24 protein-coding genes and 1 tRNA gene are annotated in these 22,767 nt (G+C 39.7%); 10 read left to right on the top strand and 15 right to left on the bottom strand.

The window, feature by feature from the left end; genetic code table 11:
- Window positions 1–10 precede the first annotated feature (10 nt).
- The gene (locus tag BM176_RS30385) at window positions 11–1,552 is read right to left on the bottom strand and encodes a serine hydrolase domain-containing protein (RefSeq protein WP_090108172.1); all 1,542 of its coding nucleotides are present in this window, start codon (window positions 1,550–1,552) and stop codon (window positions 11–13) included.
- Window positions 1,553–1,843: 291 nt separating this feature from the next.
- On the opposite strand from BM176_RS30385, the gene BM176_RS30380 reads away from it, so the two are divergent.
- Window positions 1,844–2,593 carry a hypothetical protein gene (locus BM176_RS30380; RefSeq protein ID WP_090108171.1) on the top strand — a complete coding sequence of 250 codons (750 nt, stop codon included), beginning with the start codon at window positions 1,844–1,846 and terminating at the stop codon, window positions 2,591–2,593.
- Window positions 2,594–2,671: 78 nt separating this feature from the next.
- Here BM176_RS30380 and BM176_RS30375 read toward each other — a convergent pair whose 3' ends face one another.
- A complete protein-coding gene (locus BM176_RS30375; protein ID WP_090108170.1) occupies window positions 2,672–3,358 on the bottom strand; it encodes a DUF4397 domain-containing protein in 687 nt (228 codons plus the stop codon).
- Between the two features lie 64 nt (window positions 3,359–3,422).
- Window positions 3,423–3,872 carry a DUF2141 domain-containing protein gene (locus BM176_RS30370; RefSeq protein ID WP_177230596.1) on the bottom strand — a complete coding sequence of 150 codons (450 nt, stop codon included), beginning with the start codon at window positions 3,870–3,872 and terminating at the stop codon, window positions 3,423–3,425.
- Window positions 3,873–4,111: 239 nt separating this feature from the next.
- On the opposite strand from BM176_RS30370, the gene BM176_RS30365 reads away from it, so the two are divergent.
- The 4 genes from BM176_RS30365 to BM176_RS30350 all read left to right on the top strand — a co-directional run bounded on the left by BM176_RS30365 (window position 4,112) and on the right by BM176_RS30350 (window position 6,894).
- Window positions 4,112–4,993, top strand: a complete 882-nt coding sequence (locus BM176_RS30365) for a helix-turn-helix transcriptional regulator (RefSeq protein ID WP_255373617.1) — start codon at window positions 4,112–4,114, stop codon at window positions 4,991–4,993.
- An 80-nt stretch (window positions 4,994–5,073) separates the two neighbouring features.
- On the top strand, window positions 5,074–5,481 hold the full coding sequence (locus tag BM176_RS30360) for a DinB family protein (protein ID WP_090108168.1): 408 nt from the start codon (window positions 5,074–5,076) through the stop codon (window positions 5,479–5,481).
- Window positions 5,482–5,501: 20 nt separating this feature from the next.
- Entirely contained in the window at window positions 5,502–5,792 is a 291-nt protein-coding gene (locus BM176_RS30355; RefSeq protein WP_090108167.1) for a DUF1330 domain-containing protein, read from the top strand.
- 202 nt (window positions 5,793–5,994) lie between these two features.
- Complete coding sequence (locus tag BM176_RS30350; protein ID WP_218162313.1) at window positions 5,995–6,894, top strand: NAD(P)-dependent oxidoreductase; 900 nt, start codon at window positions 5,995–5,997, stop codon at window positions 6,892–6,894.
- Between the two features lie 47 nt (window positions 6,895–6,941).
- Here BM176_RS30350 and BM176_RS30345 read toward each other — a convergent pair whose 3' ends face one another.
- The 5 genes from BM176_RS30345 to BM176_RS30325 form a co-directional block, all read right to left on the bottom strand.
- Window positions 6,942–7,325, bottom strand: coding sequence for a winged helix-turn-helix transcriptional regulator (locus BM176_RS30345; protein WP_090108165.1), 384 nt, complete (start codon window positions 7,323–7,325; stop codon window positions 6,942–6,944).
- 129 nt (window positions 7,326–7,454) lie between these two features.
- A complete protein-coding gene (locus BM176_RS30340) occupies window positions 7,455–8,333 on the bottom strand; it encodes an NmrA family NAD(P)-binding protein (RefSeq protein ID WP_090108164.1) in 879 nt (292 codons plus the stop codon).
- 107 nt (window positions 8,334–8,440) lie between these two features.
- Window positions 8,441–9,355: a helix-turn-helix domain-containing protein gene (locus BM176_RS30335; RefSeq protein ID WP_090108163.1), complete on the bottom strand. Its 915-nt coding sequence runs from the start codon at window positions 9,353–9,355 to the stop codon at window positions 8,441–8,443.
- A gap of 107 nt (window positions 9,356–9,462) precedes the next feature.
- Entirely contained in the window at window positions 9,463–11,397 is a 1,935-nt protein-coding gene (locus tag BM176_RS30330; RefSeq protein WP_090108162.1) for a T9SS type A sorting domain-containing protein, read from the bottom strand.
- A 342-nt stretch (window positions 11,398–11,739) separates the two neighbouring features.
- Complete coding sequence (locus BM176_RS30325; RefSeq protein ID WP_177230595.1) at window positions 11,740–13,731, bottom strand: T9SS type B sorting domain-containing protein; 1,992 nt, start codon at window positions 13,729–13,731, stop codon at window positions 11,740–11,742.
- Between the two features lie 186 nt (window positions 13,732–13,917).
- Here BM176_RS30325 and BM176_RS30320 point away from each other — a divergent pair.
- Window positions 13,918–14,002, top strand: a tRNA-Ser gene (locus BM176_RS30320).
- A gap of 817 nt (window positions 14,003–14,819) precedes the next feature.
- Here BM176_RS30320 and BM176_RS30310 read toward each other — a convergent pair.
- Complete coding sequence (locus tag BM176_RS30310) at window positions 14,820–15,395, bottom strand: DUF6273 domain-containing protein (RefSeq protein WP_090108159.1); 576 nt, start codon at window positions 15,393–15,395, stop codon at window positions 14,820–14,822.
- 652 nt (window positions 15,396–16,047) lie between these two features.
- Between BM176_RS30310 and BM176_RS30305 the strand changes: the two genes are divergently transcribed.
- Together BM176_RS30305 and BM176_RS30300 are read left to right on the top strand one after the other, a co-directional pair.
- On the top strand, window positions 16,048–16,494 hold the full coding sequence (locus tag BM176_RS30305; protein WP_090108158.1) for an Lrp/AsnC family transcriptional regulator: 447 nt from the start codon (window positions 16,048–16,050) through the stop codon (window positions 16,492–16,494).
- 1 nt (window position 16,495) lies between these two features.
- The gene (locus tag BM176_RS30300; protein WP_090108157.1) at window positions 16,496–16,921 is read left to right on the top strand and encodes a hypothetical protein; all 426 of its coding nucleotides are present in this window, start codon (window positions 16,496–16,498) and stop codon (window positions 16,919–16,921) included.
- A gap of 607 nt (window positions 16,922–17,528) precedes the next feature.
- On the opposite strand, the gene BM176_RS30290 is transcribed toward BM176_RS30300, so the two are convergent.
- From BM176_RS30290 to thiD, 5 genes are all read right to left on the bottom strand, one after another.
- Window positions 17,529–17,891 (bottom strand): DoxX-like family protein, encoded by a 363-nt coding sequence (locus tag BM176_RS30290; RefSeq protein ID WP_090108155.1) that lies wholly within the window; start codon window positions 17,889–17,891, stop codon window positions 17,529–17,531.
- A gap of 40 nt (window positions 17,892–17,931) precedes the next feature.
- Window positions 17,932–18,405: a DinB family protein gene (locus tag BM176_RS30285; protein WP_177230594.1), complete on the bottom strand. Its 474-nt coding sequence runs from the start codon at window positions 18,403–18,405 to the stop codon at window positions 17,932–17,934.
- A 71-nt stretch (window positions 18,406–18,476) separates the two neighbouring features.
- Window positions 18,477–19,310 carry a nuclear transport factor 2 family protein gene (locus tag BM176_RS30280; protein ID WP_218162312.1) on the bottom strand — a complete coding sequence of 278 codons (834 nt, stop codon included), beginning with the start codon at window positions 19,308–19,310 and terminating at the stop codon, window positions 18,477–18,479.
- Between the two features lie 94 nt (window positions 19,311–19,404).
- Window positions 19,405–20,268: a helix-turn-helix domain-containing protein gene (locus BM176_RS30275; RefSeq protein WP_090108153.1), complete on the bottom strand. Its 864-nt coding sequence runs from the start codon at window positions 20,266–20,268 to the stop codon at window positions 19,405–19,407.
- On the bottom strand, window positions 20,265–21,098 hold the full coding sequence (thiD, locus tag BM176_RS30270) for a bifunctional hydroxymethylpyrimidine kinase/phosphomethylpyrimidine kinase (protein ID WP_090108152.1): 834 nt from the start codon (window positions 21,096–21,098) through the stop codon (window positions 20,265–20,267). The genes BM176_RS30275 and thiD overlap by 4 nt, the downstream gene beginning before the upstream one ends.
- Window positions 21,099–21,265: 167 nt before the next feature.
- On the opposite strand from thiD, the gene BM176_RS30265 reads away from it, so the two are divergent.
- Together BM176_RS30265 and BM176_RS30260 are read left to right on the top strand one after the other, a co-directional pair.
- Entirely contained in the window at window positions 21,266–21,742 is a 477-nt protein-coding gene (locus tag BM176_RS30265; protein ID WP_090108151.1) for a MarR family winged helix-turn-helix transcriptional regulator, read from the top strand.
- A gap of 1 nt (window position 21,743) precedes the next feature.
- A complete protein-coding gene (locus BM176_RS30260) occupies window positions 21,744–22,226 on the top strand; it encodes a GNAT family N-acetyltransferase (protein WP_090108150.1) in 483 nt (160 codons plus the stop codon).
- Between the two features lie 4 nt (window positions 22,227–22,230).
- Here BM176_RS30260 and BM176_RS30255 read toward each other — a convergent pair whose 3' ends face one another.
- Window positions 22,231–22,686: a GNAT family N-acetyltransferase gene (locus tag BM176_RS30255; RefSeq protein ID WP_090108149.1), complete on the bottom strand. Its 456-nt coding sequence runs from the start codon at window positions 22,684–22,686 to the stop codon at window positions 22,231–22,233.
- Window positions 22,687–22,767: the final 81 nt, after the last annotated feature.

Genomic DNA, 22,767 nt, shown 5'->3' with positions numbered 1-22,767 from the left:
ACGATTCCCCCTACTCCAACACATCTAAATGATACTCCTGTATCATTGGTGGGTTTTCGGGTGTTAGGGTAAAGCTTACTTTGATATTCGCCTTTTCGCCCTTTATAATAAAATAACCTCTCAACTGGTTTTCGGGCACTATATCGCTAATGCTCACTGTTTTACCAGCTTTAGCAAATGCTTCAGAGGTTGCGACTTTTAATTTATCTGGAAAGTAATCCATAAAAAAATTGTCGGCAAATATGCCACTTTCTTTGGCTTTGCTCCAGTCTGCAATTACTTTAAGGAGATCGTTCTTACGCTGGTCCAATATGGCAGAAGACGGCAGCTCCCTTGGTTTTATTCCCGATAAGGCAAGCAGTGTGTCAAGTGCCTGTAAATTGGGGTAGCTCGCACGGGCATAAGTTAAATTGGCGAACGATACTACACCCACTCCGTAATCCGGTAAAATGTTCCAGTTACTACCAAAGCCGGGCAAGCCGCCAGTATGACCTATGTAAACATGGTTATCACAATCCTTTGCCCAGCGCAGGCCATATGCATAAGCACTCACATTAGGACATGGACGACCGGTGGTTGTTTTAGCATTAGCCGATAAATAATTCAAGTCCCAGGGATACTGCATTTCACGGATGGAACTCCGTTTCACCGGACTATTTTCGGCATCATCCCGAGCAGGCCAGGCATCCATATGTACAGCGATATATCTGCTAAAATCCTCAATACTGGTAATAAGCCCTCCCATAGCACCATACGCGCCATCATGCAACAGAGGCTGCTCTACCCATTCATCGTTAAGCCAGCGATAACCGAGTGCCAGCTGCTCTTTGGGTACCTTAGTATATTCCCAATAGGTATGCGTCATTCCAAGCGGTTTCAGAATATTGTTGTTAATGTACTGTTCATAAGTTTCGCCCGACACTTTTTTAATGATATATCCCAATGTGGCAAAACCAAGATTGCTGTACTCATATACTGTACCTGGATTATTTGAAAAGGAAATACCTTTTTTGTAAAGGGCTATCAACTCATCATCACTAACAGCCAGCTGCCTGTCGCCCCAGGGGTTATCTTCAGGATAACCAGCGGTGTGGGTTAGCAGATTTCTTATGGTTATGGCCGTTGCATCTTTGGTTAAGTAATGTATATTTTTCATTTCGGGAATGTAGAGGTAGGCCGGGTCATCCAGCTTTAGCTTACCCTCATCGCGTAATTTCAATATAGCCATAGCGGTAAGGCTTTTCGTCATGGAAGCTATGCGAAAATCGGACCTGGAAGTAGCTGGAGTTTTAGCCTTAATATCCGTGTAGCCCAAACTACCGGTATGCACTAGCTTACCATCCACAATAATACCATAAACCAAACCCGGAAAATGGTTCTTTTCCGCATAATCTTTATAGATCCCATCAATCACGGGATAGGTAGCTTCGATCTTTTTTAACCTGTCGGGATCTGTGAATTTGGCAGGTTTGTAAATTTGAGCAAGTACTGTACCACAGCAAGCTGTTAATAATATAGAATAGATAAATTTATGGAGATTTTTTGAGATCATGCTGAATGTTATTAACGTCCTACATATATACGAAAAATTTCCCTGAACTGGAAGTTATTAAATAAGTGAGTTATTGATCATTATTCAAATTCAATTGGTATATCACCTATAATGCCAGCTTCTAAACCAGGATAACGAATACTTATAAGATACGATATCAACAGGTTAGAAAGTATCTAAAAATAATTTTTATCGTTCGATAGGAGTTTTCCGACATTCGCCGTCTTACTCATACGATACACAATAGTTTACCATTAAAATTAGTGTCCAAACTAAAAGCACAATTTAACCATGAAAAAAATTCTGATTACATTACTGACATGCACCTGCTTATTTTCCTGTACAAAAGATGACAACAACACCCCTGGTTCCGGGAATGAATCATACAAACCAGGTAATGTTATAACAACTGATGCACCTATCATGTATACTAAAAACGGTATAGTACACGATCAGACACTAATAAAGGATTATATAACGCGTATGGGGTTTATTTCATCATATTCATTTGATCAATCTGCTCCCTATGGAGGAACACTTTCATCATTTACGATGACTTTCACAGGTGATAAGAGTATATTATTAGGAAATACAAAGGCAGAAATTACAAGTAAAAATGATACGTTGATGATGATTGCAGCTGTAGAATCCTCCACTGATCAGATAGGTAAAAAATCGCTGACAGACTCTTTAATGGATCTGGTAAACAAGAACGGTGCCCGTGCAGAATGCCCCACTTATTACACCGCTCCATGTAGTTACAGGAAAAAATATCCTATGCTGATTGCTAATGGTAACTATTACATTCCTTATGTGATTGCGACTGTTTCAACAACTACTTCAACTCCTACCAGTTTTGGAGTTCCATATGTAAGTACCGTTTTCACTCATAAAGAAGGACAGATAATGCTTTTCAATGAGAATATAATAGCTGAGTTAGGAAAACAACTTTACGTAAAAGATGGTTCACTAACTTATATTGTTGACAGAGAGGATACGCTGGTAATTCAACGTGCACGTCAGCTCATGGTAAAACAATAATGAACAACTTTGTTAAGAATTTAGGTCACCCGCAAAAACGGGTGACCTTTTTTTGTTTCAAGGATTATGGTATAGTCTTTAATTATGCACGACCTCGTGAACACTGATGTTTGACGAAGACGATCCTATAATATAAATCGTATAAATTTTACCGGCTACCAAATCGGGTAGATCGAAAGTACCTACACTACTATTCAGTGCCGTATTTGAGATCTGTAAAGAAAGGGTACCGGGAGCAAAATCCTTATAGGTACTTTGTGTGTATCGGGTTATGTTTTCTACCAGATTGTCACCGTTGCCATTTTTAATTTTAATATTGGAAGGCGCACCCTCGCTTAGATGAACAAAGTTCACAGATGCTTTTCCGCTTCCCGGAGATGAAAGATCGTCCTGAAAATATTTAATTTTTGCATCTCCCCCCTCACCTATCAGATAAACCGTATAACTCAGTGTTCTCACGAGAAGAAGTTCTGCTGATTCATAAACTGAAGTAGATCCTTCATTTTTGAATTCGGCCACCAGCCTGCTACCCGCATTGGTGTTGATGTAATTGGACGACTCTGTAAAATTAAGACCACCGCTGACCAGTACAGTATTAGCAAGAGTGAAACTCTTAGCTATAGAATCAGGCGAGGCGTTCACTACTTTAACATTAACATACCCGTCTTCATCTATATCGTTTTTTTCGCAAGATGACATTAATGCGGCAAAGGCTAAAATCGCTGTTCCTGTTAACAGTTTCCCTGAAAATGATATTCTTCCCATTATAGTAATTTTAATTTTAAGAAATATAGGCCGGATAATGATCAGCAATCAAGGCGATCGCTGTTTACATATACTTTACTTTAATCCCGATTTTATTTTCAGTATTACTTTTTACTTCGATCTTAAAATCGTCGAATGATGGTTTTGACATTTTCGTCATATAGAAATTTGAAAAGCCAAATCCCTCTTTCGGTATTCCCAGCAGGTTCTTGTCAATATCACCACTTTTATTTTCATCATCCAGAAGTGTTATACCGTAGATACCCGATTCCAGTGTGCAGTTCAACACTAATGTTCCGTCAACAATATCTTTCTTTTCAAACAGCAATTTTTTATAGGGCTTCTGGTCATCATAACTCTTATTGTCTTTAAATACATTAAGAACGATCTGTCCTTTTACGGATTTGATACCAGTAACTGTTACCTGGGTGTTTTGAGCGAGAGCTGCAGATACATTCAGCATACAGAGCAAGCCAAACATGAGATTGGCATAAATGAAAATTATCTTTTTCATAATTGTACTTTTTAAAATTGAACATTCATTGAACGAAACGAAGGTAATTTTATGAAACATTGCGTCTTACACGAAACCTTATCAAACGGACAAAACAGCAAACGGAACGGCAATATTGGGTTTGAAGAGTTTCTGTCAGCTCAGGCGTAGAAGTTAGAGAGAGTTCCCTTGAAGGAGGTCCAATCAATATTACAATGTATATTTGTAGTGTAAAATATTGAACCTGAAAAAGGATGCCAATGAAAAAGGATGACGATAATTTATTTATGCTGGATGCGGATGTTCACATCCTTTATGAATCTGATTTTTACCGCATCCTGGATTTTAAATGCAAATGCAGGGAATGCGTAACGTCAAAGCCGGAGTACAGTAATTCTTTTACAGTGAGCTTTGTCAGAAAGGGGAATTTCGGCTTTAACGTATTCAGAAATTCATTTGATTCTTATACAGGCTGTATATTGATTACCAAACCCGGATATGAGCGAACCGTAACTCACGCTCATGCAATACCTGATGAATGCACAATTTTTGATTTTAAAAAGGAATTTTATGAAGAAATGATAAACCAATATGGCTTTCTTAAATTCTTTGATAATAACGACCTGCATTCTACATTGGTAAAAATAAGCGCTGAAACCGGGCTCCTCCACGATCTCATCATTGAAGGTTTGACAAGTAAAGAAAAAAACAAACTTCAAACGGACATCCTTGTTATGGATTTTGTAAAAACAGCATTCGGGAAGATAACAGACTATAAGCGCGATATTAAAATATCTGAAAAACTTAAACGGAACCACCTTGTTACCATCGAAAGGGCAAAGGAATATATTACAAAATCCTTTACAAATGACATATCACTCATGGAAATTTCAGAGTATTGCTTTGTTAGCCCATTTCATTTCAGTCGTATCTTTAAAACGTTTACAACATTTTCACCGCATCAGTTTCTCTTGAATACCAGATTGAAAAACGCAGAGATTCTTTTAAAAAACACTGCCCTACCCATTGTTGATATAGCTTTCGCTTCCGGATTTAACAGTATTGAACATTTTAGTGCGTCCTTTAAAAACAAGTTCAAAAGTGCCCCCTCCAATTTCAGAACTATAAATAGTGCAGATTGAAATTGATTGCTAAAATGAGCAGGATTTCTTAAGTCAATCATGTCCTGCCTCTTTAATTTTGTTTAAAATAAAAACAAGATATGAAAGAGAAATTATTAGCAACACTTGACAACTCAAAAAACTATACCATAGCTGTTGCAACGGCCATGCCTGATGATCGCTTTAAGGACAAATTAATTAATACCAGCTGGAGTTTCAATGAACTGTTATCCCATATTGCATATGGCATTTCCTGGTGGGAACGTAATTATATTGAGAAGGTCCAAACCGACTGGGATCCATTTCCCGCGGCTTCATCAAAGGCTCTTGCCCTCAGCCAGCTTAACCATTCCTTTGATTCGCTGAAAGACACTCTACAAAAGTTGGCACTTAATGATGATGTCATGTATGGTTTTAAAGCAACATTAGACCACATTACACATCACAGGGGACAAGCTGTATTATTCCTGAGAAATCTGGGCATTACTCCTCCAGAATACACCTATTAGAATCAATAAAAATCAGAAAAATGGATACTTACTATATTATCAGCTACGACATTAATGACATGGAAGACTTTCAACAATATCCGCCTCTTGCTCTTCCTTTAATAAATAAATATAAAGGAGAAGTCATCATTTCAGATTTGAAAGCTATTGCAGTAGAAGGCACTGCTAAAAAAATGAATGCTCTGGTTAAGTTCCCATCAATAGAATTGGCTTTAGCATGCTATAATGATGAAGAATATAAAGAAATAGCAAAAATCAGGTTCCGGTCAACAAGCAACTGTTCCATGATTCTAGCTGAAGCCTTAGTATAATTATAGGGAATTTTCTGACAAAGAAAGAGGGGGAAATTCATCTTAAATTTCCCCCTTTTGAGCCTTCAATATTTATTCCCTATTAAAAGTCAACAAGACATAGGGATAAATTTATCGCTTACCTGAATCTTTTATCCCGTATTGTTGGCGGATACTAAGGGAGCTAATTTGCAGCATCGTTCAAAACAAGTAAAAAAGAATTATGATGACTGCAACAACAAATAATCTTAGCGAAAAAGTAACGGTGATAGGCCTGGGTTCAATGGGCGCTGCGTTAGCCCGCGCATTCCTTCAGAAGGGATTTCAGGTAACAGTCTGGAACAGGGATCAGGCAAAAGCGGCTCCCCTTGTGGAGAAAGGCGCTCTGCTTGCCTCCGGTGCAGCTGCTGCTATTGAGGCCAGCCCGCTGTTGGTGATATGCGTATCAGACTACAAAGCAACAAAAAAAATATTCGAGACAGAGGAAGTGATAACTGCACTGCGGGGCCGCACCCTGGTACAGCTGAGCACTGGTACGCCCAAAGAAGCGCGCGACCTGAACACATGGGTACTCCAACAAGGATCTAACTGCCTCAACGGAGATATACTGGCCTGGCCTAAGCAGATCGGCACCGATGAAGCTACCATCACCATATCTGGCGACAGCAATATATTCAAACAGCATGAGGCAACATTGCATGCCCTGACTGGTACCCTGACTTATCTGGGTGGGGAACCCGGCGCTTCCGGAGCGCTCTTCTCTGCCGTGTTGGCATATCTGGCCGGTAACTGGATAGGCTTCTGTCATGGCGCGCTAATCTGTGAAAATGAAGGATTACGGGCAGATGAGCTTGGGCTGCTGATACAAAGTATTTCTCCAATCCTGGGGGCTGAATCAAAGCACATGGGCGAAGTGATCCAACACAATCGCTTTAGTGATCCGGAAAGCACGGTAAAAACAACAGGAGATGATCTTCAGTTACTGGTACAGCAAGCAGAAGAAGCAGGTATCAGCAAGGAACTGCCGAATTTCGCGGCCAACCTGTTCAAAAGAGCAATGGACGCCGGTTATGGCAAGGAAGAACATGCCGCTATTATAAAAGTCCTGAGGAAAACTGTCTGAAATGTAACGGTCAGACCCTGCCAATAACGGGGTCTGACTGTTTATATTTATGCATGCTTCTGCAATTCCGGGAGAAACTGGCAGGAATCTATTTTATTGCGATGAATATATTCCCTATGCTCGTTACCCCATTCCTCCAGAGTATTGATCACTGGCAGTACACTTTCGCCTACTTCAGTGAACCAGTATTCCACCCTGGCAGGTATCTCAGCGAACACTTTCTTGTAAATGATCCCATATTCCTCCAGCTCTTTGAGGTGCAGGTTGATGATCCTGGAATTCACCTCCTGCATTTCCCGGTGAATGGCACTCGGGCGCTTAATATCACGCTTTATACAGTCAATGATCCAGGCTTTCCATTTGCCACCTACCACTTTGATGGCTATTGCCAGTCCGCAATCCAGCATTTCAGGTATTTTCCTTTCGTACATAAGGGAACAATTTGAAGCAAAGATAAAGCTTGAAGGTTAACCGGGATTAGGGGAAAATTTTATCCCTATGCATTGACGAGGCTGCCCCCTTTTAGAAAACAGCCTCTTTGTACAAAGACAATCAACTTTTTAAAATGCGGCAGCAAATTCCTTTGCAAAATCTACCAGCTTTACTGTACCCATCGTAATTAGCTTATGCCTGTCATAATCCCCCCGCAATTCCCCGCTGTGAATACTAGCTCCCAATTCTATAATGTTAGTCATAAGATGGGCCGGCATTCCACTTTTTGTCAAAGCATCTTTCATTTGTTCATCACTAAATATTATCCATTTCAAATCCGGCTTACCAATAGCAGTTCCTAAAATATGAGCGACTTCGCTGCCTGTAAGGTCATCACTAACCACATAACGCAAGTTCCTCCCGGTAGCAGGTTTTTCTAATTCTTCTGCAGCCACAGCGGCAATATCGCTTGGCGCAACCATCACCATCTTATCATCGCCACCATAGTTTGCGCCAATAATGTCCTGCTCTTTGATCATATCAACAAAGCTGTACAGATTGTAATAAAAATAACCAGCGCGCAGATGGGTAATGCCCACGTCCGACAATTCGTTTAAAATACCTTCTACGTGGTGAGCTCCGAGAATGAACCCCGTACCTTTATCTAAATGTGCGCCGTAGCTGCTGAGATGAATCACACGTTTTATGCCCGACTGCCTGATGGCCTGCAGGTAGTTGCTACCTATTCTGCGATAATAAGCTACCTGATCTGTTTCAGAATAATTTGGTGGTACCATTGCAAAAACAGCATCGCATCCAGTAAAGGTAGACGTCAGAAAATCTGCATCATCCAGTGATCCGATAGCAGCGATAGCTCCCAGAGCTTCAATATCTTTTTGCTTTTCCGGCTTACTGCTGATCACCGTAACTGCATGCCCTTTTTGTATTAACTCCTTTGTCAATGGCTTGCCAATATTTCCTAAGGAACCTGTTACAATAACTTTCATAATTATTTTGTTTTTGTTTGCTGAACAAAGGTCCCTACTCCAGTATTTGTTCCTGTATCCTAATCTATTATTGTTGTAGCCATTTCTTTACTGATAAAGAATACTGATTAGTTGAAAGAATGCCTGAATTCCAAAGGTGAAAGGTTGGTTTTGCTTTTGAATAATTTACTAAAGGATTGCGAATGCTCAAACCCTAATTCATAGGCAATTTCACTTACTGATAAATCGGAGGTAGACAATTTTTCCTTCGCTTTTTCTATCAGTTTATCATGTATATGCTGTTGGGTGCTTTGCCCGGTCAATACTTTTAGCAATACACTTAAATAATTTGGAGATACATTTAATGCCTGGGCGATATATTGAACTGTGGGTAATCCAATTCTTGTTAAAGCATCGCTGTTGAAATATTCTGCGAGAATATCTTCCAGGCGAGTGAGGATGTTATGATTTGTAATTTTTCGGGTTATGAATTGGCGATGATAAAATCTTTCAGCATAAATCAGCAATAATTCAAGCTGGGCGATAATTACGTCCTGACTGAATTTATCAATATTTGAACAATACTCCTGTTCAATGTTTTGCATAATACTTGTAATTGTTGTTTCTTCTTTTTCCGAAAGATGCAAGGCTTCATTTACCGAATAACCGAAATATTCATATTGCTTTATTGTTTTAGCTAAAGGTGTATTCCATAAAAAATCCGGGTGGACGATCAACAGCCATCCCGAATGCTTTAACTCTTCATCAGCCTCAATTGAAAAAACCTGTCCGGGGGAGATGAAGATCATTAAACCTTCATCAAAATCATATTCCTGCTGACCGTATTTTATCTTGCCATTAAAATTTCTTTTAAGCGCGATGGAATAAAAATTATGAGTAAGAGGGTTTGGCTTGTCGCCTGGTAAACGTTTAATGTTTTCAAAATTGATTACGCTGACTAACGGATGCTCCGGCTTTTTCAAACCCATGAGCTGATGATATTCAGCTATAGTTTTAATCTTTTGAGGTTGTATTTTTTTCATTATTCTCTGAATTTACCGGAACAAAGATCTGTAAAGTAACAAAGAATTATTTAGTTAAATCTACCTTTATTGTAGCCAAATCCTGGTATGTTTGTAGCAACATCTTTTCATTTTACTATTAAACGACTGCTTATTGTGCTACCGTTAATAGTAATTTTTATTACGTACATACCCGACTTAAGGTTTGCAACATCAACAATAATATTATTTGTACCTGCCTGAGAGTTACTATTAGCAACTGATTTCACTTTCAGTCCTGCCATATCGTAAATATCAACTGCAACAGGAGATTCTTTATTCAAAGTGAACTTTAAGTTAGTGTAACTGCTAGCAGGATTAGGATACACTGAAATAGTGCTTTGAGGAGTAAATTTGTTGTCTATGACGCTCATTCCCGTTACCGAAATTGTTCCTTCACCCTGAACAGCGACTAAAGATGTTTGATAGTTGACAATGGCCGTTTTCAATGCTGTATTTACATCGGATAAAGCATCATCAACACTATTATTGAATGTCCATTTAAAATCACCTCCTTTAAGTCTACCAGCATAGGTTGTAACAATACTCTGTACGTCACCGGGTAAATCCGGATTTGATACATACATGGTTGGACTTATATCAAAATTAGTATAGGAGAATTCACCTCTTAAAGATTTAACTGTACCAGGAACCTGTTCATTTCTTGTGTTTACCAGATATGCATCAAATTGAGTTGCATTTTGTGTCTGATAAACAAGCCTTTCTGCATTTTCTACTTTATTGTTGAATGCTTTTGTCATACCGCCATCCTGATCAGAGAATGTACCTTCAGCGGTATATGCGCCGGTAATAGAATTGTAAGTATCAGTACCTTGTCCGGAAATCATCATAGGACGCTTACAATTTCTGAAGTGGTTTGCTTCAACAAATGCAGAGCTTTGGGTTGTATTACCGATACCATATTTTGAGACGCCATCGTAATAGTTGTTATAAACATGAGCAGTAACATAATGCAGGCGTGGGTTTCTGGAATCAACATGGTCAAACCAGTTGTGATGAAATGTTATATACAAAGTAGGAACTGTTTCTGTAGGTCCGCCACAGCCCATTGATTTGCCTGAATCCCAAAAATGATTGAATGATATAGTTATATTTGAAGAGTTGTATTTCATATCGATAGAGCCATCACCCTTCACCTGGTCGGCATCAGAACCTGGTGCACCGTAGAAGAAATCGTTATTATGTATCCAGATATTTGAATTATCGGTTTCCAGGGAAACTCCATCATCGCCATAGAGCATAATTCCAACATTTCTTATTTCAATGCTATTACATCTCTTCGTATAAAAACCATATCCATATGCAGTAGCATCGTCTCCTACACCTTCAAAAGTAATGTTTTCCAGTTTTCGTGTTGTATTGTTGAATCCGGTAAAGGAAATATAATTTCCGTCCTTTAACCCGGTAATCTGAGAATCTCTGATGAGGCCAATCATACGGATAATCAATGGTGTCTTGTCATAACCTTTCCCAAGAGCAGTTAGAATATTCATAAGTCCGGTAGCAACAGTAGTTTTTCCTTTACTATCCGTAATAACAGTAGAGGTAACAGTGTTTACTGTAGAAGCTGTTATGTAAATTATTTTCCTACCACTTTTAGGAGTACCGTTTGCATTGTATGCTCCCGGAACTATATTACCTGAAAAAGAAAAACCTTCGCGAACATGTGGCTTAATAGTAAGGGATTGAGTAGTTGTAGCCAAAGTGGTATTTTCAGATCCGGCAATTACTGGAACAACTTTTAATGTATAGTTTCCTGCGGCAAGACCTAAAACATCCGCACGAAAATAAGTGCCATAACTACGAACAAGCTGATTATCGATCTTCTGATTGACAACACCTCCTCCGGTGTAATAAATGTTGTAACTACCAGCTCCTGAAACCGGGGCCCACTTAACATAAGCAGATTCTAACCATCCACCTGTTTCATTAATGATTACCTGTGCCTTTGAATAAAAAACAATTAGCAACAATAGTGTAGAAAATAATATTCTTTTTTTCATAACTCATCAAGGATTAACTTATATTTTAATAATTCATTCATACCACTTACAGGCATGAACTAGCCACTAGCCGATATTAATCGACTTTAAGACAAGACAGTTGTGTAAATAAATTATTGTAGCGGAGAAATTATGGGTGAATGGCGTGCAAACAGCACGCGAATAGCAAATAGGGCAAACATAATTGTCAGTTTTAGGGTAATTATTAATTAGAATATATAACCGGAATTCAAATGCATATTAGCATTTCTGTATAAAATGAGGTGTTTTTTTTACGCAATCGTTGCCGGTGAGTAAATCATTTCTTTAATGAAGAAGAGATGGTGTTTATTGCGCATGAAATCATCTTACGAGCACTGTTGTACCTTTCCGGAACACCTTTTTACCTGTATCTTTTCTTGTATAATGTAACATCCACACGTAGGTACCAATGTCTGCCGGGTTGCCTTTTACGGTGCCGTCCCATTTTTTTGTCCAGTCGGTTGTTTCGAATACCAGCTGTCCCACACGATTATAAACCGCAAAATTGAGATCAATAGCTTTATATGCATTCAATGGATACAGGTAATCATTCATCCCATCTTTATTCGGTGAAAAGGCGGTCGGAACATCAATGTAACAGCTGGTAACAGCCATAATATGATGGTCTGCTGTATCCCGGCAATTGATATTATCTGTAACGATCAGGCGAATCAGGAAGTCCTGTTCCTTACGGACAGGGAAATATTGCTGGGGGGAGGCATCAGGGCTGCTGGTAGTATTTCCGTTACCATAGTCCCAGAACCAGGAAACAATGGAGCCGAAGCTCTTGTTTTGGGCAATGACAATATCCAGTGGGCAATAAGGACCTGGATCTACATCGAACATTGCTCCAAGGGTCTGTTCGAGATAAACATTTTTGGCAACAGTATCGGAACAAACACCGTTGGATACGACCAGTTGGATTTGTTTATCACCAAATGAGTTGTCATATATTTTAGTCAGGTTCTGCAGGGAGGATTTTTCACCGTCATCAAAGCTCCATTTCCAGGAGTTCACTTTATGTGCACCATCGTGGTTGAGGGTGAAAATATAGATCTTACAATTTTTATCTAAAGTATAGCTAAAGTCTGCAGATACGGTATCGACTGTATGAAAGCTAACCACTTGTCCGGTAGCAACAGGCTGATGACATTCTCCGACTATGGCATTCCCATCGGTGCCGGACATGAGCACAATGGAATAATCGCCTTCTGTCTGGATAGCCTTATTGAGTTGTAATATTACGGTATCAGCCAGGTTATTGACATTACAATTGCCGGTAGCACTCACAATACTTATGGGAGAAGTCCCTGAAATACTGAAGTCACTACCATCTGCTGCAATAGATTCGCAACGTATAGGATTGGAGAGTCCAATCTTTATAATGTTTGGAGCGCAGCCAGCCACGACGGTGGTACGCAGCAGCACTACAGGAGGAGGGTCTATATGAAAACTAGCTGTTTGGCCAACAGGCAGGGCATTGCCGCAGGGATTCAGCAGGGTATTCCCATCGCTTCCAGATTGGGTAATGATGGTATAATCGCCAGTAGAGAGGGGAGCATTCAGTTGCAGGATTACCGAATCCATATCGAAGCCGTCGCTGCAACCTACCCCTGTGGCACCGGTGATCTGAGGCCCTGGTGTTGTGAATGCAAAATCGCTTCCGTCTGCAGCCAGGGTGTTACACAACAAGCGTTTGCTAAGTTTCACGCTTACAGTCATTGATCCGCAGTTGTACGACGTGGATACAAAATTTGGTATGACAGGATCTGTAATGTCGGCGGTACCTCCGCCGAACTCCAGGTTATAGCCGCTTTGTGAATCTTTTGAAAAGTGGCTGATCATAAGGAGATACCTGTGTCCTTTGATCAGGGTGGGCATACTGCTGAAAGTGGGCTGTCCCTGTCCGCCACAGACATTTGCGGCTGTTCCTGCGGAGGAGGCTCCTGTAACACCCCCTTCGCCAGACCAGTTCATGCATAAGAACAAGTTCCTGTTTGTAAAGACGTCGTTAGGGGAAGTATTGGTAATATCGAAGATTTGCCAGTCGTAATCATCTGTGATTTCGTTTGGAGTGATCTTAAATCCCAGTGTACCAGCGGTATAACAAGTAAACTTGTACCAATATGGATTCATATCTATATGAACGCCATCATCCGGATTATTACATGCCGGACCAGGGATCACACGATCCCCGCAATAAGGTACCGATTGCTGGTAAAAGGTTTTTGTACCACAAACAGGGAATGCTGTGGAAGGGGTTTGGCCGATACCTGTACATGATTGTGCATCGGCAGTGTTAATGAATGCCAAAAACACAAAAGGGTAAAGGATAATATCTTTAAAGCACATGGTTAATCCGTTCTGGATACTATTTATAAACTTAAAAATAAGTTTTTTTTATGATGAAACCCTATCTGCTTATGGTTTTTAATTGTTGACTCCCCAATATGGAAAAGTTTTTTTTTGAAAATTGAATCAGTTTTATACTTTTGCAGCGGAGAAATGGCAGAGCGGTCGATTGCGGCAGTCTTGAAAACTGTTGACTGTTACAGGTCCGGGGGTTCGAATCCCTCTTTCTCCGCAAGCTTTAAGCCTTCAAATCGAAAGATTTGAAGGCTTTTTTGTTAGACATCTGCTTAATATGTGCAGCGATTATTCAATAGTCTGTATATGATAAGTGAATGTTTTCGGCAGACATTGCTTTATTGCGACCAGCGCAGTACGTTTGTTCTGTGATTATATTTGAAATCAACTTTAGCGTTAAAAATATAGAGTACACTGCAGAGGTTACGCAGACGGGTAACTTGTACTGCATTTCTTTAGATGATGATTTACTTGCTAAATACGTCAGTAAAATTCATTTGGAGCTTAGAGCTGACGGGGAATTTTGGTGGAATTCATTCAAAACAATGAACAGCCTTGAAATGGATTTTATGATAGCTATAGTTCCAGCTATTAAGAAATATATTGCTGATCAGAATAGTTCCTCACGAACATACCTACAGGATTAGCGAAAACTCTAAGATTGCCTGCCGCTAACAAGGGCTTTCAATTGTCGGGCTGAAGTGCTAAATTGAACATTTGGAAACCCCTATAAGCTATAATCAATCCTCAGTATCGTTGAAAGAAAAAATACTCTCATCAATAAGCTCACTGAATACATTGGAATAAACAACACGGCCGTTACGTCCAAACACATAGCTTTTCCAAAAAGATTCAAAATCTAAAATATTCCATAACCGGTACCTATATATCTTATACAGTTGATGGATTTACAGTAGAACAAAGTGGCGGATTTCAGATAAATTATCTGCAAACTGGTTCGAAAGTTGTAACCTATAACCCGCAAGCTTTAAGCCTTCAAATCGAAAAATTTGGAGTCTTTTATGTTTAAAGTGTTAATCTAGCTTTAGCCACAAGGCTGGACGAACCCCTCCCCCGTCTCTAGGCTTACCATGAACCCCATTACCCCGAACATAGACATGGCCATGCGAATTGATGCTCGCACCGGTGCGTCCATAATAGCCGGGCGACCTTAGGCGCCACCAGTGCAAATCATTGCCGGATTTTGCCTGTCGTTTGCTATTATTTTCATCGTCTATAGACCATGTCTGCCGTCCCTTATTCTGCAACTTTGATACACTGTCACCAAAATATGTGCAAACCTCCTCCAGGCTTAGCAAAAATAGGTGGTCATGGGTATCACTGCCACCTTTCGTTTTGAACCACGGGTTATCTGGGTTAGTGTTGATAACCCCAATAATCTTTGCTTTTTCGCTTTGGCTAAATTGATTGTAAATTTTATTGTTTAGGTATGTTCTTAACTCACAATCTGCCCAGGTGATATCTGTAAACCTACTATGATACCACCTAAGTTCGATGATATCTTCTGTGATGATGAGGGCTTCACAGTCTTTGATATCAAGAATCTGCCAGCTATACTTGCCGAAAATTATTATGTCGTCTTTTACCATGTTTATATTTTATTCAGTGATGCAAAAGCTAGCAACCATATTCAATTCCCGTATAAGGTATTATCTAATCCGGACTTTAAAGAAACCTCATCCTGTATTAACCCTTTTTCTTTTCGCTTTGCCATGATTATTTTGCACAATGGAGTCGTTTTATTTGAATGATATCTTAAAGTTCTTTTGATCACCAGCTTACTGTATCCCTTACACCAGGTTTTCTATGACTATAGCCGCCTGGATAAAAAATGTCGGTAAAATCTATAGCTCCTTTAAGCCTGGCCATATAGTAGTTTGTAAGTACTACAATTTGCCTAAAATCTATTATTAAGACAAATACAAAACCCATATAAGCCCTCCTTATATAAGGGGGACTTATAGAGGGGTTATAGAGGGGGTGTATAGGGCTTATAGTACAAGGAGCCATGAATCTAACCAGTATGTCAATAGGTGGTAACCAGGTTTATTCACAACAAATTTCATGGCAAAACCGCCCCACTCCCTGAATTTCTATGGCATCACGATATAGATCTTGCCTTTTTAAATAGCGGATATTAAGTATTTTTTGTATTATATTAATACTTGCTTTAGTTTTCTGAAATTCCTTATATTAAATACGGAGTTGGTTAAATTTGTTAATCAGTTATATAGGAAAATCATGGATGCATATGATAGTAAAATACTACGGTTATTAATACAGAATTCACGGATCACTGGTGCGGATATCGCCAGGGAAATAAATCTTTCTTTGCCTGCAGTTACTGAAAGATTGCGAAAGCTTAGCCGGTCTGGTGTAATAGATGGTTACACTATAAAAGTAAACCGGGAAAAACTTTCACTTCATTTAATGCCCTTTATTAATGTATGGATTGATCATACAAAAAATGTAAGTGTAAAAGATCTGATCATTTCGATGGATGAGGTACTGGAATGTCATCATATGGCTGGTGATTGTGACTTATTGTTAAAAGTACTGGTAAAAGATACCGCCGCATTGGAAGATCTGCTGGTACATAAGATAAAATCCATAAAGGGTATCACCAGAACAAGCACTACCATTATCCTAAGAAGCTATAAAGAAGAAATAAACTCAAAAGCATTTTAATATGAAACTGGAAAAAGCCAGCTGGCTGGTGCAGGAATTTGAAAACTGTACTTTCCCTAAAGAAGAGTGGACGCACGTGAGCCATTTTATCATGGCCTTCTGGTATTGTGTAAAGTTCCCATTACCACAGGCTATTCAAAAAATAAGAAGTGGTATTATGAAATACAATGTAAGTATCGGAGGGAAAAATACAGATATATCGGGCTATCACGAAACGATTACTTTATTTTACACAACTGAAGTTGCCAACTACCTGGTCACTGCAGATCTCACTACCCTAACGGATGAAACCATTATGGTTTTCTTGCAGCAGCCATTTCTTGTAAAAGATTATATCCTTAAATTTTATAGCAGGGAGCTGCTCATGAGTAAGGAGGCACGGCAGAACTGGGTGTCTCCGGATAAAATGGGTATGCATACTATCTAAAACAGGCAATTTGCGCCAATTCCGCTGCAAATTTGTTCGAACTTCGTCTCCTCCAGCCCGCTCATATTAATAGAATGCTCACAGTACAAACTGTGGGCATTTTTTCTCGTTTCTTGAGCCAGAAAAAAACTATTATACACAACCTCTGACTTATTATAATAACACAACACAGGGTAAGAATAAAGAAGAACCCGGATTCATCCCCAATAAATAATAAAAAACACAACACTAAAATAAGTCCACAGAAACGAAAATACAACATGTACAGTCGTTTCGAATAATTTCCCTTTCCACAACTCAGATGAGTAGACAAAGAATTGAAAAATCAACCGTAATCCCCAGAAAACAAACAATCCTAAAGCTAGTTGCTTACCTAATTTCGTATGAACAATATCTGCCGGACAACAAATACAAAACACCCCCATTAAAAATACTATCAACGCAACGAAGAACGTATGCACATACATGATTTGCCTGTTCAGACGACTCCGCGAAGATAACTCCTTCTGCCAGTTAAATTTTTTAGGAAAAATGAGATGTATTAGTGACAACAGAAGTGAGTACAAGCGAACTTTCAAAAAAAGCAGCTACAGGAAAAGGATGATTTTTAAGGAAGTTTAGCATCAGAGATAAATTCATTCAAAAAAATGACCAGGATAAAACAGGATGCTACTACAATATTGAAATGCCCAAACAATAACAGATCCGGAACAAGGATAAATTCAAGGATATTCATTATTGCTACTACCAACATCTGAGTAACTGCACATAACCGCGATTTGATCCTGGTTAAGATCCAGACTGCCATTAGTATTTCCAATATTCCAATAGCAACTGTATAATCATCTCCCAATATCCTGGTTACGATCATCTTATGGCGGGGTACAAGATTTAATACTTTGCAGAACAGACCGTTAATGAGCCACACCAGGGAAATACCTACATTTATAACAACCCGCCATACTTTCATAGATAACGAATATAATAATATATTAAGGATATAAATACTACTACCGGATTATATCGGTATCAACCGGGATATACCCCATATGTCTGCTCATGGAAAGGATTTGCCCCTTATGATGGAATTCATGGGTGGTAACATGTGTAAAAGCGGCCAGAGGTGTAGCAGTAGTTGACTGCTCCCTCCGGAAAGAAGTAATAGCTATTGCATAGGCATCTCCAAAATGATTGATAAATTCCTCTATAAGCAGATTGATTGCATCAAAATAAATCCGGCAGTCATTCACCGTAGTAAAATTACCATTCGGAGGATATGTGACTGTTCTTCCAAAACAATGATGCCCTATCCAATACTCATAAGTATTGGCAATATGTACCAGCAGGTTGCGGATACTGCCATCATGCCCGAAACCGGGAGTTTCGGCAATAAAATGCTCTGGTGTTAGTGTTTCACAGTAGTCAAGTAATACAGATCTGGAACTTTTTATCAGGTCATATTGCGATATCCATATTTCTTTCATAATAGTAAATTTAAGCAAAAAAGCCTGCATCATAGGTATGATACAGGCTCTCACTTTTAAATTCCGGTTAATTAGAATTTGCCGTTACTATTTTTCCATTGTGCTTTAGCAGGAATTTCTTCTATTGTATCCCAATGTTCTGCAATCTTACCGTTCTCTACCCTGAACAGATCATAGAAAGAAGAATGTTTCCCTCCTAAATGCCCTTCACTTACAATCAGTACAAAGTTACCTTCTCCTAATACCTGGTGAATCTGATCGTATTTCATAGTGATTCCCTGTTTCGCCATAGCCTGCAAAGCAGCTCCTAAACCGGACAACTGATCAGGAATTAAAGGATTGTGCTGAATGTAGTTATCGCCATTAAAGTACCCTGCCAGTTTCTCCATCTTACCATTTACGAGAATGTCTTCAACGAAGTGTTTTACCAGTGTTTTATTGGCTGCCGTTTTATCCAGATCCTTTACGTCTGTGGAACCGTCTGTCATCGTATGTCCGCTGGGGTTTGCAGTCGCTGGTTTTTCCTGCAGATTATCCCAGTGTTCTACTATTTTACCCTCTTCAAATCTAAAGATATCAAACCCTGTTTTAGGTCCAAAAAAGTTATACTCCGTATGGGCAAAAACGTAATTACCATCCTGGAATACTCTTACAGTATTTACCTTTGCAGATTTAGGTGGCAGTTGTTGTAACAATGCCCCAAAACCGGCTAAGCCATCTGCAACACCTAAATTGTGCTGGATGTATTTCTTAGGATTAATGACAGCTACAGGTGCTGTTTCTCCGGTTTCAATTGCTTTCAGCAATTGTTCTACTTTAATTTTGTTATCCATATTTTTAGTTTGAGCGAAAATGATTTGCGCAGGAAGTAGCGCTGCCGTTAACGCAGTTACGATTAATTTCATGTCAATTGCTTTATTGTGACACAAAGGTCAGCAGAAGCAATGGCTGGGGAAAGATCAAAATAAGTGGAAGAATGATACTTTTCGGAAAAAGGGGTTAGATGGACTCTTTAAACTCCATGGGCGTACGGCCTTCATGTTTGCGGAAATATTTAATAAAATTGGTAGGCTCTTCAAATCCCAGCATGTAAGCTATCTCTTTGATGGAATTGGCCGTATGTGCCAGTAAGCGCTTGGCTTCCAGCATCACCCGTTCATCAATTACCTGCTTGGGTGTTTTACCCAGCACCTGGTTGGTGGCCTGCGTTAATCGCTTTTCGGAGGTATGGATCAGGGAAGCATATCCGCTGACCGTCTTCAGGGTTTTATACTGCTCTTCCAGCAAGTCTTTGAATAAAGTGGTATAGTCCAAATCCGGTCCGGCTTTGATCTCATTAAAGCCCTGGTTTCGTCTTTCCCGCTCTGCTAATAATAAAAATGTACTGAGAAAGTTATGCAAAACATCGTAGTGGAATAAGTCGCCATTTTTGTGAATCTCGCTTTCCAGCTGCCGAAAGATGGTGACCAACTCCTGATTGCTTTTATTGATCCGGATAACCGGTACATCCAGCAGGTCATTAAAAAGAATAGAACTTCTCAGAAGTTTATTGTTATCATCCGTCTTATTAAAAAACTTATCTGTGAACAATAATACCTTACCATCATATTTGCCCGCCTGGTCAAACATCTGCACCCACCCCTTCTTTACAAACAGGAAAGAATCAGCCAATACCTTTACGGGTTTAAAATCCAACACATGACTGGCAGTACCTTTCTGGAACCAGAAAATATGGTAGAATTCAGCTCTGTGCGGCGTTGTAAGTTCCTGAGTATGGCTGCTGAAAATATCAGAAATGGTTGCGATCTCAATCTCATGTTGAAAGCCCGGCTTGAACTCATATTTTTTGATCTCCTTACTCATTGAATCAAAATTTGCTTAACAGGATCAAAAAAATGATTCACAGGTCCGTGGCCTTCTCCTGTTTTTACATCCCGGCCTTCTTCTATGGCAGTATGCATATAAATGCCTGCCTGTTCTATAGCAGCTATTATGTCAAAACCACGTGCCAGAAAAGCTGCTATTGCAGATGATAAAGTACATCCTGTTCCATGTGTATTATGAGTAGAAATGGAATCACTGGTGATGATATGTTCCTTGCCTGATTTATCCAGGTACAAGTTGTACAACTTTGTACCGGCTAAATGACCACCCTTTATAAGTACTGCATTGCAGCCCGTTTCCAGGATCTTAACAGCGGCGGCTTTCATATCATCCAGATGCCTGACAGGCATTCCAGATAAAACGGCTGCTTCATCGAGATTAGGAGTAATCAGTGTTACTAAAGGGAATAATTGTTGCTGCAAAACAGTGATCGTCTCATTTTCAATCAACTGACGACCACTACTGGAAATCATAACAGGATCCAGAATGATGGGAACGCCCTTATAAGCCTTTAAAACGTCCACTATTGCGCTGGCGATATCAGCACTATGGATCATTCCTATTTTAACAGCAGCGGGCTTAATATCGTCCATCACTGCCTTTATCTGGCCTGTCACAATATGAGGGGGAATAGGATGAATATCGGTAACACCAGTCGTGTTCTGCACAGTAATTGCGGTAATGGCAGAAGTACCAAAACAGCCCAGTGCTGCAAATGTTTTCAGATCTGCCTGAATCCCTGCTCCCCCGCCGCTGTCAGATCCGGCGATGGTTAATACGGATATATATTTATACTGTTGCTGTTTCATATGCCTTGAGCAACTGAGTGCAAAAAGTATTTCTCAGGCCCGGTCAAAATTAGGAAACGCCAGGATATATCCAACGTTGTTTTTACTTCTTTATATTTCCATCATCCGAAAAAAAAATAATTTATATATCCGTAGTCAACTACGTACATTTATACTATATTTGTTTCATGAACGTAATTGACCAGGCTGGGATACTCGCCATCTCTACAAGAATGCAAAGACTCGGGGATCAGATCCGTAAGGATGGCCTGCTGATTTATAAGGCCAGCGGGATCGATTTCGAACCTAAATGGTTCCCGGTAATCTATACCCTTCACCAAAAATCTACCATGAGTGTGGTGGAAATCGCGGCCGAAATAGGATATAGTCATCCTTCTACTATCAGCTTACTGAAAGAACTGGAAAAGAAAAAACTGATCCGTTCCAAACGCGATAAAACAGATGAAAGAAAACGCCTGTTATTATTAACAGAAAAAGGAGAAGCTTTGATTGAACAGATGAAACCTGTTTGGAAAATTATGACGGAAGCCCTTACATCTCTTACAAATACCACCAATAACCTGATGAAGGCTGTTGAAGAGGTGGAAAAAAATATGGAACAACAAAGTTTTTATCAACGTGCTCAATCAATAAAGGATAAATAAAATGACTATCAGGAATATTGAAATAAAAGATAATCAGGAACTGGCAAAGATCGTAAGAGATACATTCATAGAATTTGACCTGCCAAAGGAAAATACTGTTTATTCTGATCCGGAAACTGACAAACTGTATGAACTCTTTCAATATCCGGGGAGTACCTATTTTGTGGCAGAAGAAAATGGTGTGCTGCTGGGCGGTTGTGGCATCTACCCTACTGATGGTCTTCCGGATAAATGCGCTGAACTTGTTAAGTTCTATCTTACCGGGGCTTCTAGGGGAAAAGGGACAGGAAAAATGTTGATGGATAAATCTATTGAAGCAGCCGCAAAAATGGGTTATAAACAGGTCTATCTTGAATCTTTCCCTCAACTGGCGAAAGCTGTCAGCATGTACGAAAAAGCAGGTTTTAAAATGCTGCCGGAACAAATAGGTAACTCAGGACATCTGGCGACTACCATCTGGATGCTAAAAGAGCTGACTCATTAATATACTATACAACACACTCAAATACCTTTTGCTGCTTGTTCTCTGTAAATCCGGATTTGAGGTAAAACTCGTGTGCGCCTGCTCTTATAACGTTGCAGCGCACACGCAGCTTGCTGATGTTTCTTTCGGCAGCCCATTTCCTTGCCTTTTCCACCAACAACCGCCCAACACCTTTTCCATGTATATTCCTGGATACTACCAGCCCTCCTATTTCACAAAAAGGCCCCGTCTCTAAACGGATAGTGTAAAATACATGAATCCATCCCACAACAACCTCATCCAATACAGCAACATAGGCAACGTCGCAGATACTCTTGTCCACCGTGGCTATGTTCGCTATAGTTTCGCTGACTGTCATGGTATAGCCCAACTCTAAAGACAGCGCAGTTACCGGCACCGCATCTTTCACCGAAATATGCCGGATATAAATGGTCCCACTCATTTGCACGTTAAATTTCATGAATAATACAAAATTTTGTGATAACTAAAAACTCGTCGATAACATATTTATTATCATACCTGCTATAGTACAGGGTTCTAT

The organism is Chitinophaga sp. CF118 (genome assembly GCF_900112615.1).
GTDB lineage: Bacteria > Bacteroidota > Bacteroidia > Chitinophagales > Chitinophagaceae > Chitinophaga.
This window is presented reverse-complemented; position numbering and strand designations above follow the sequence as displayed.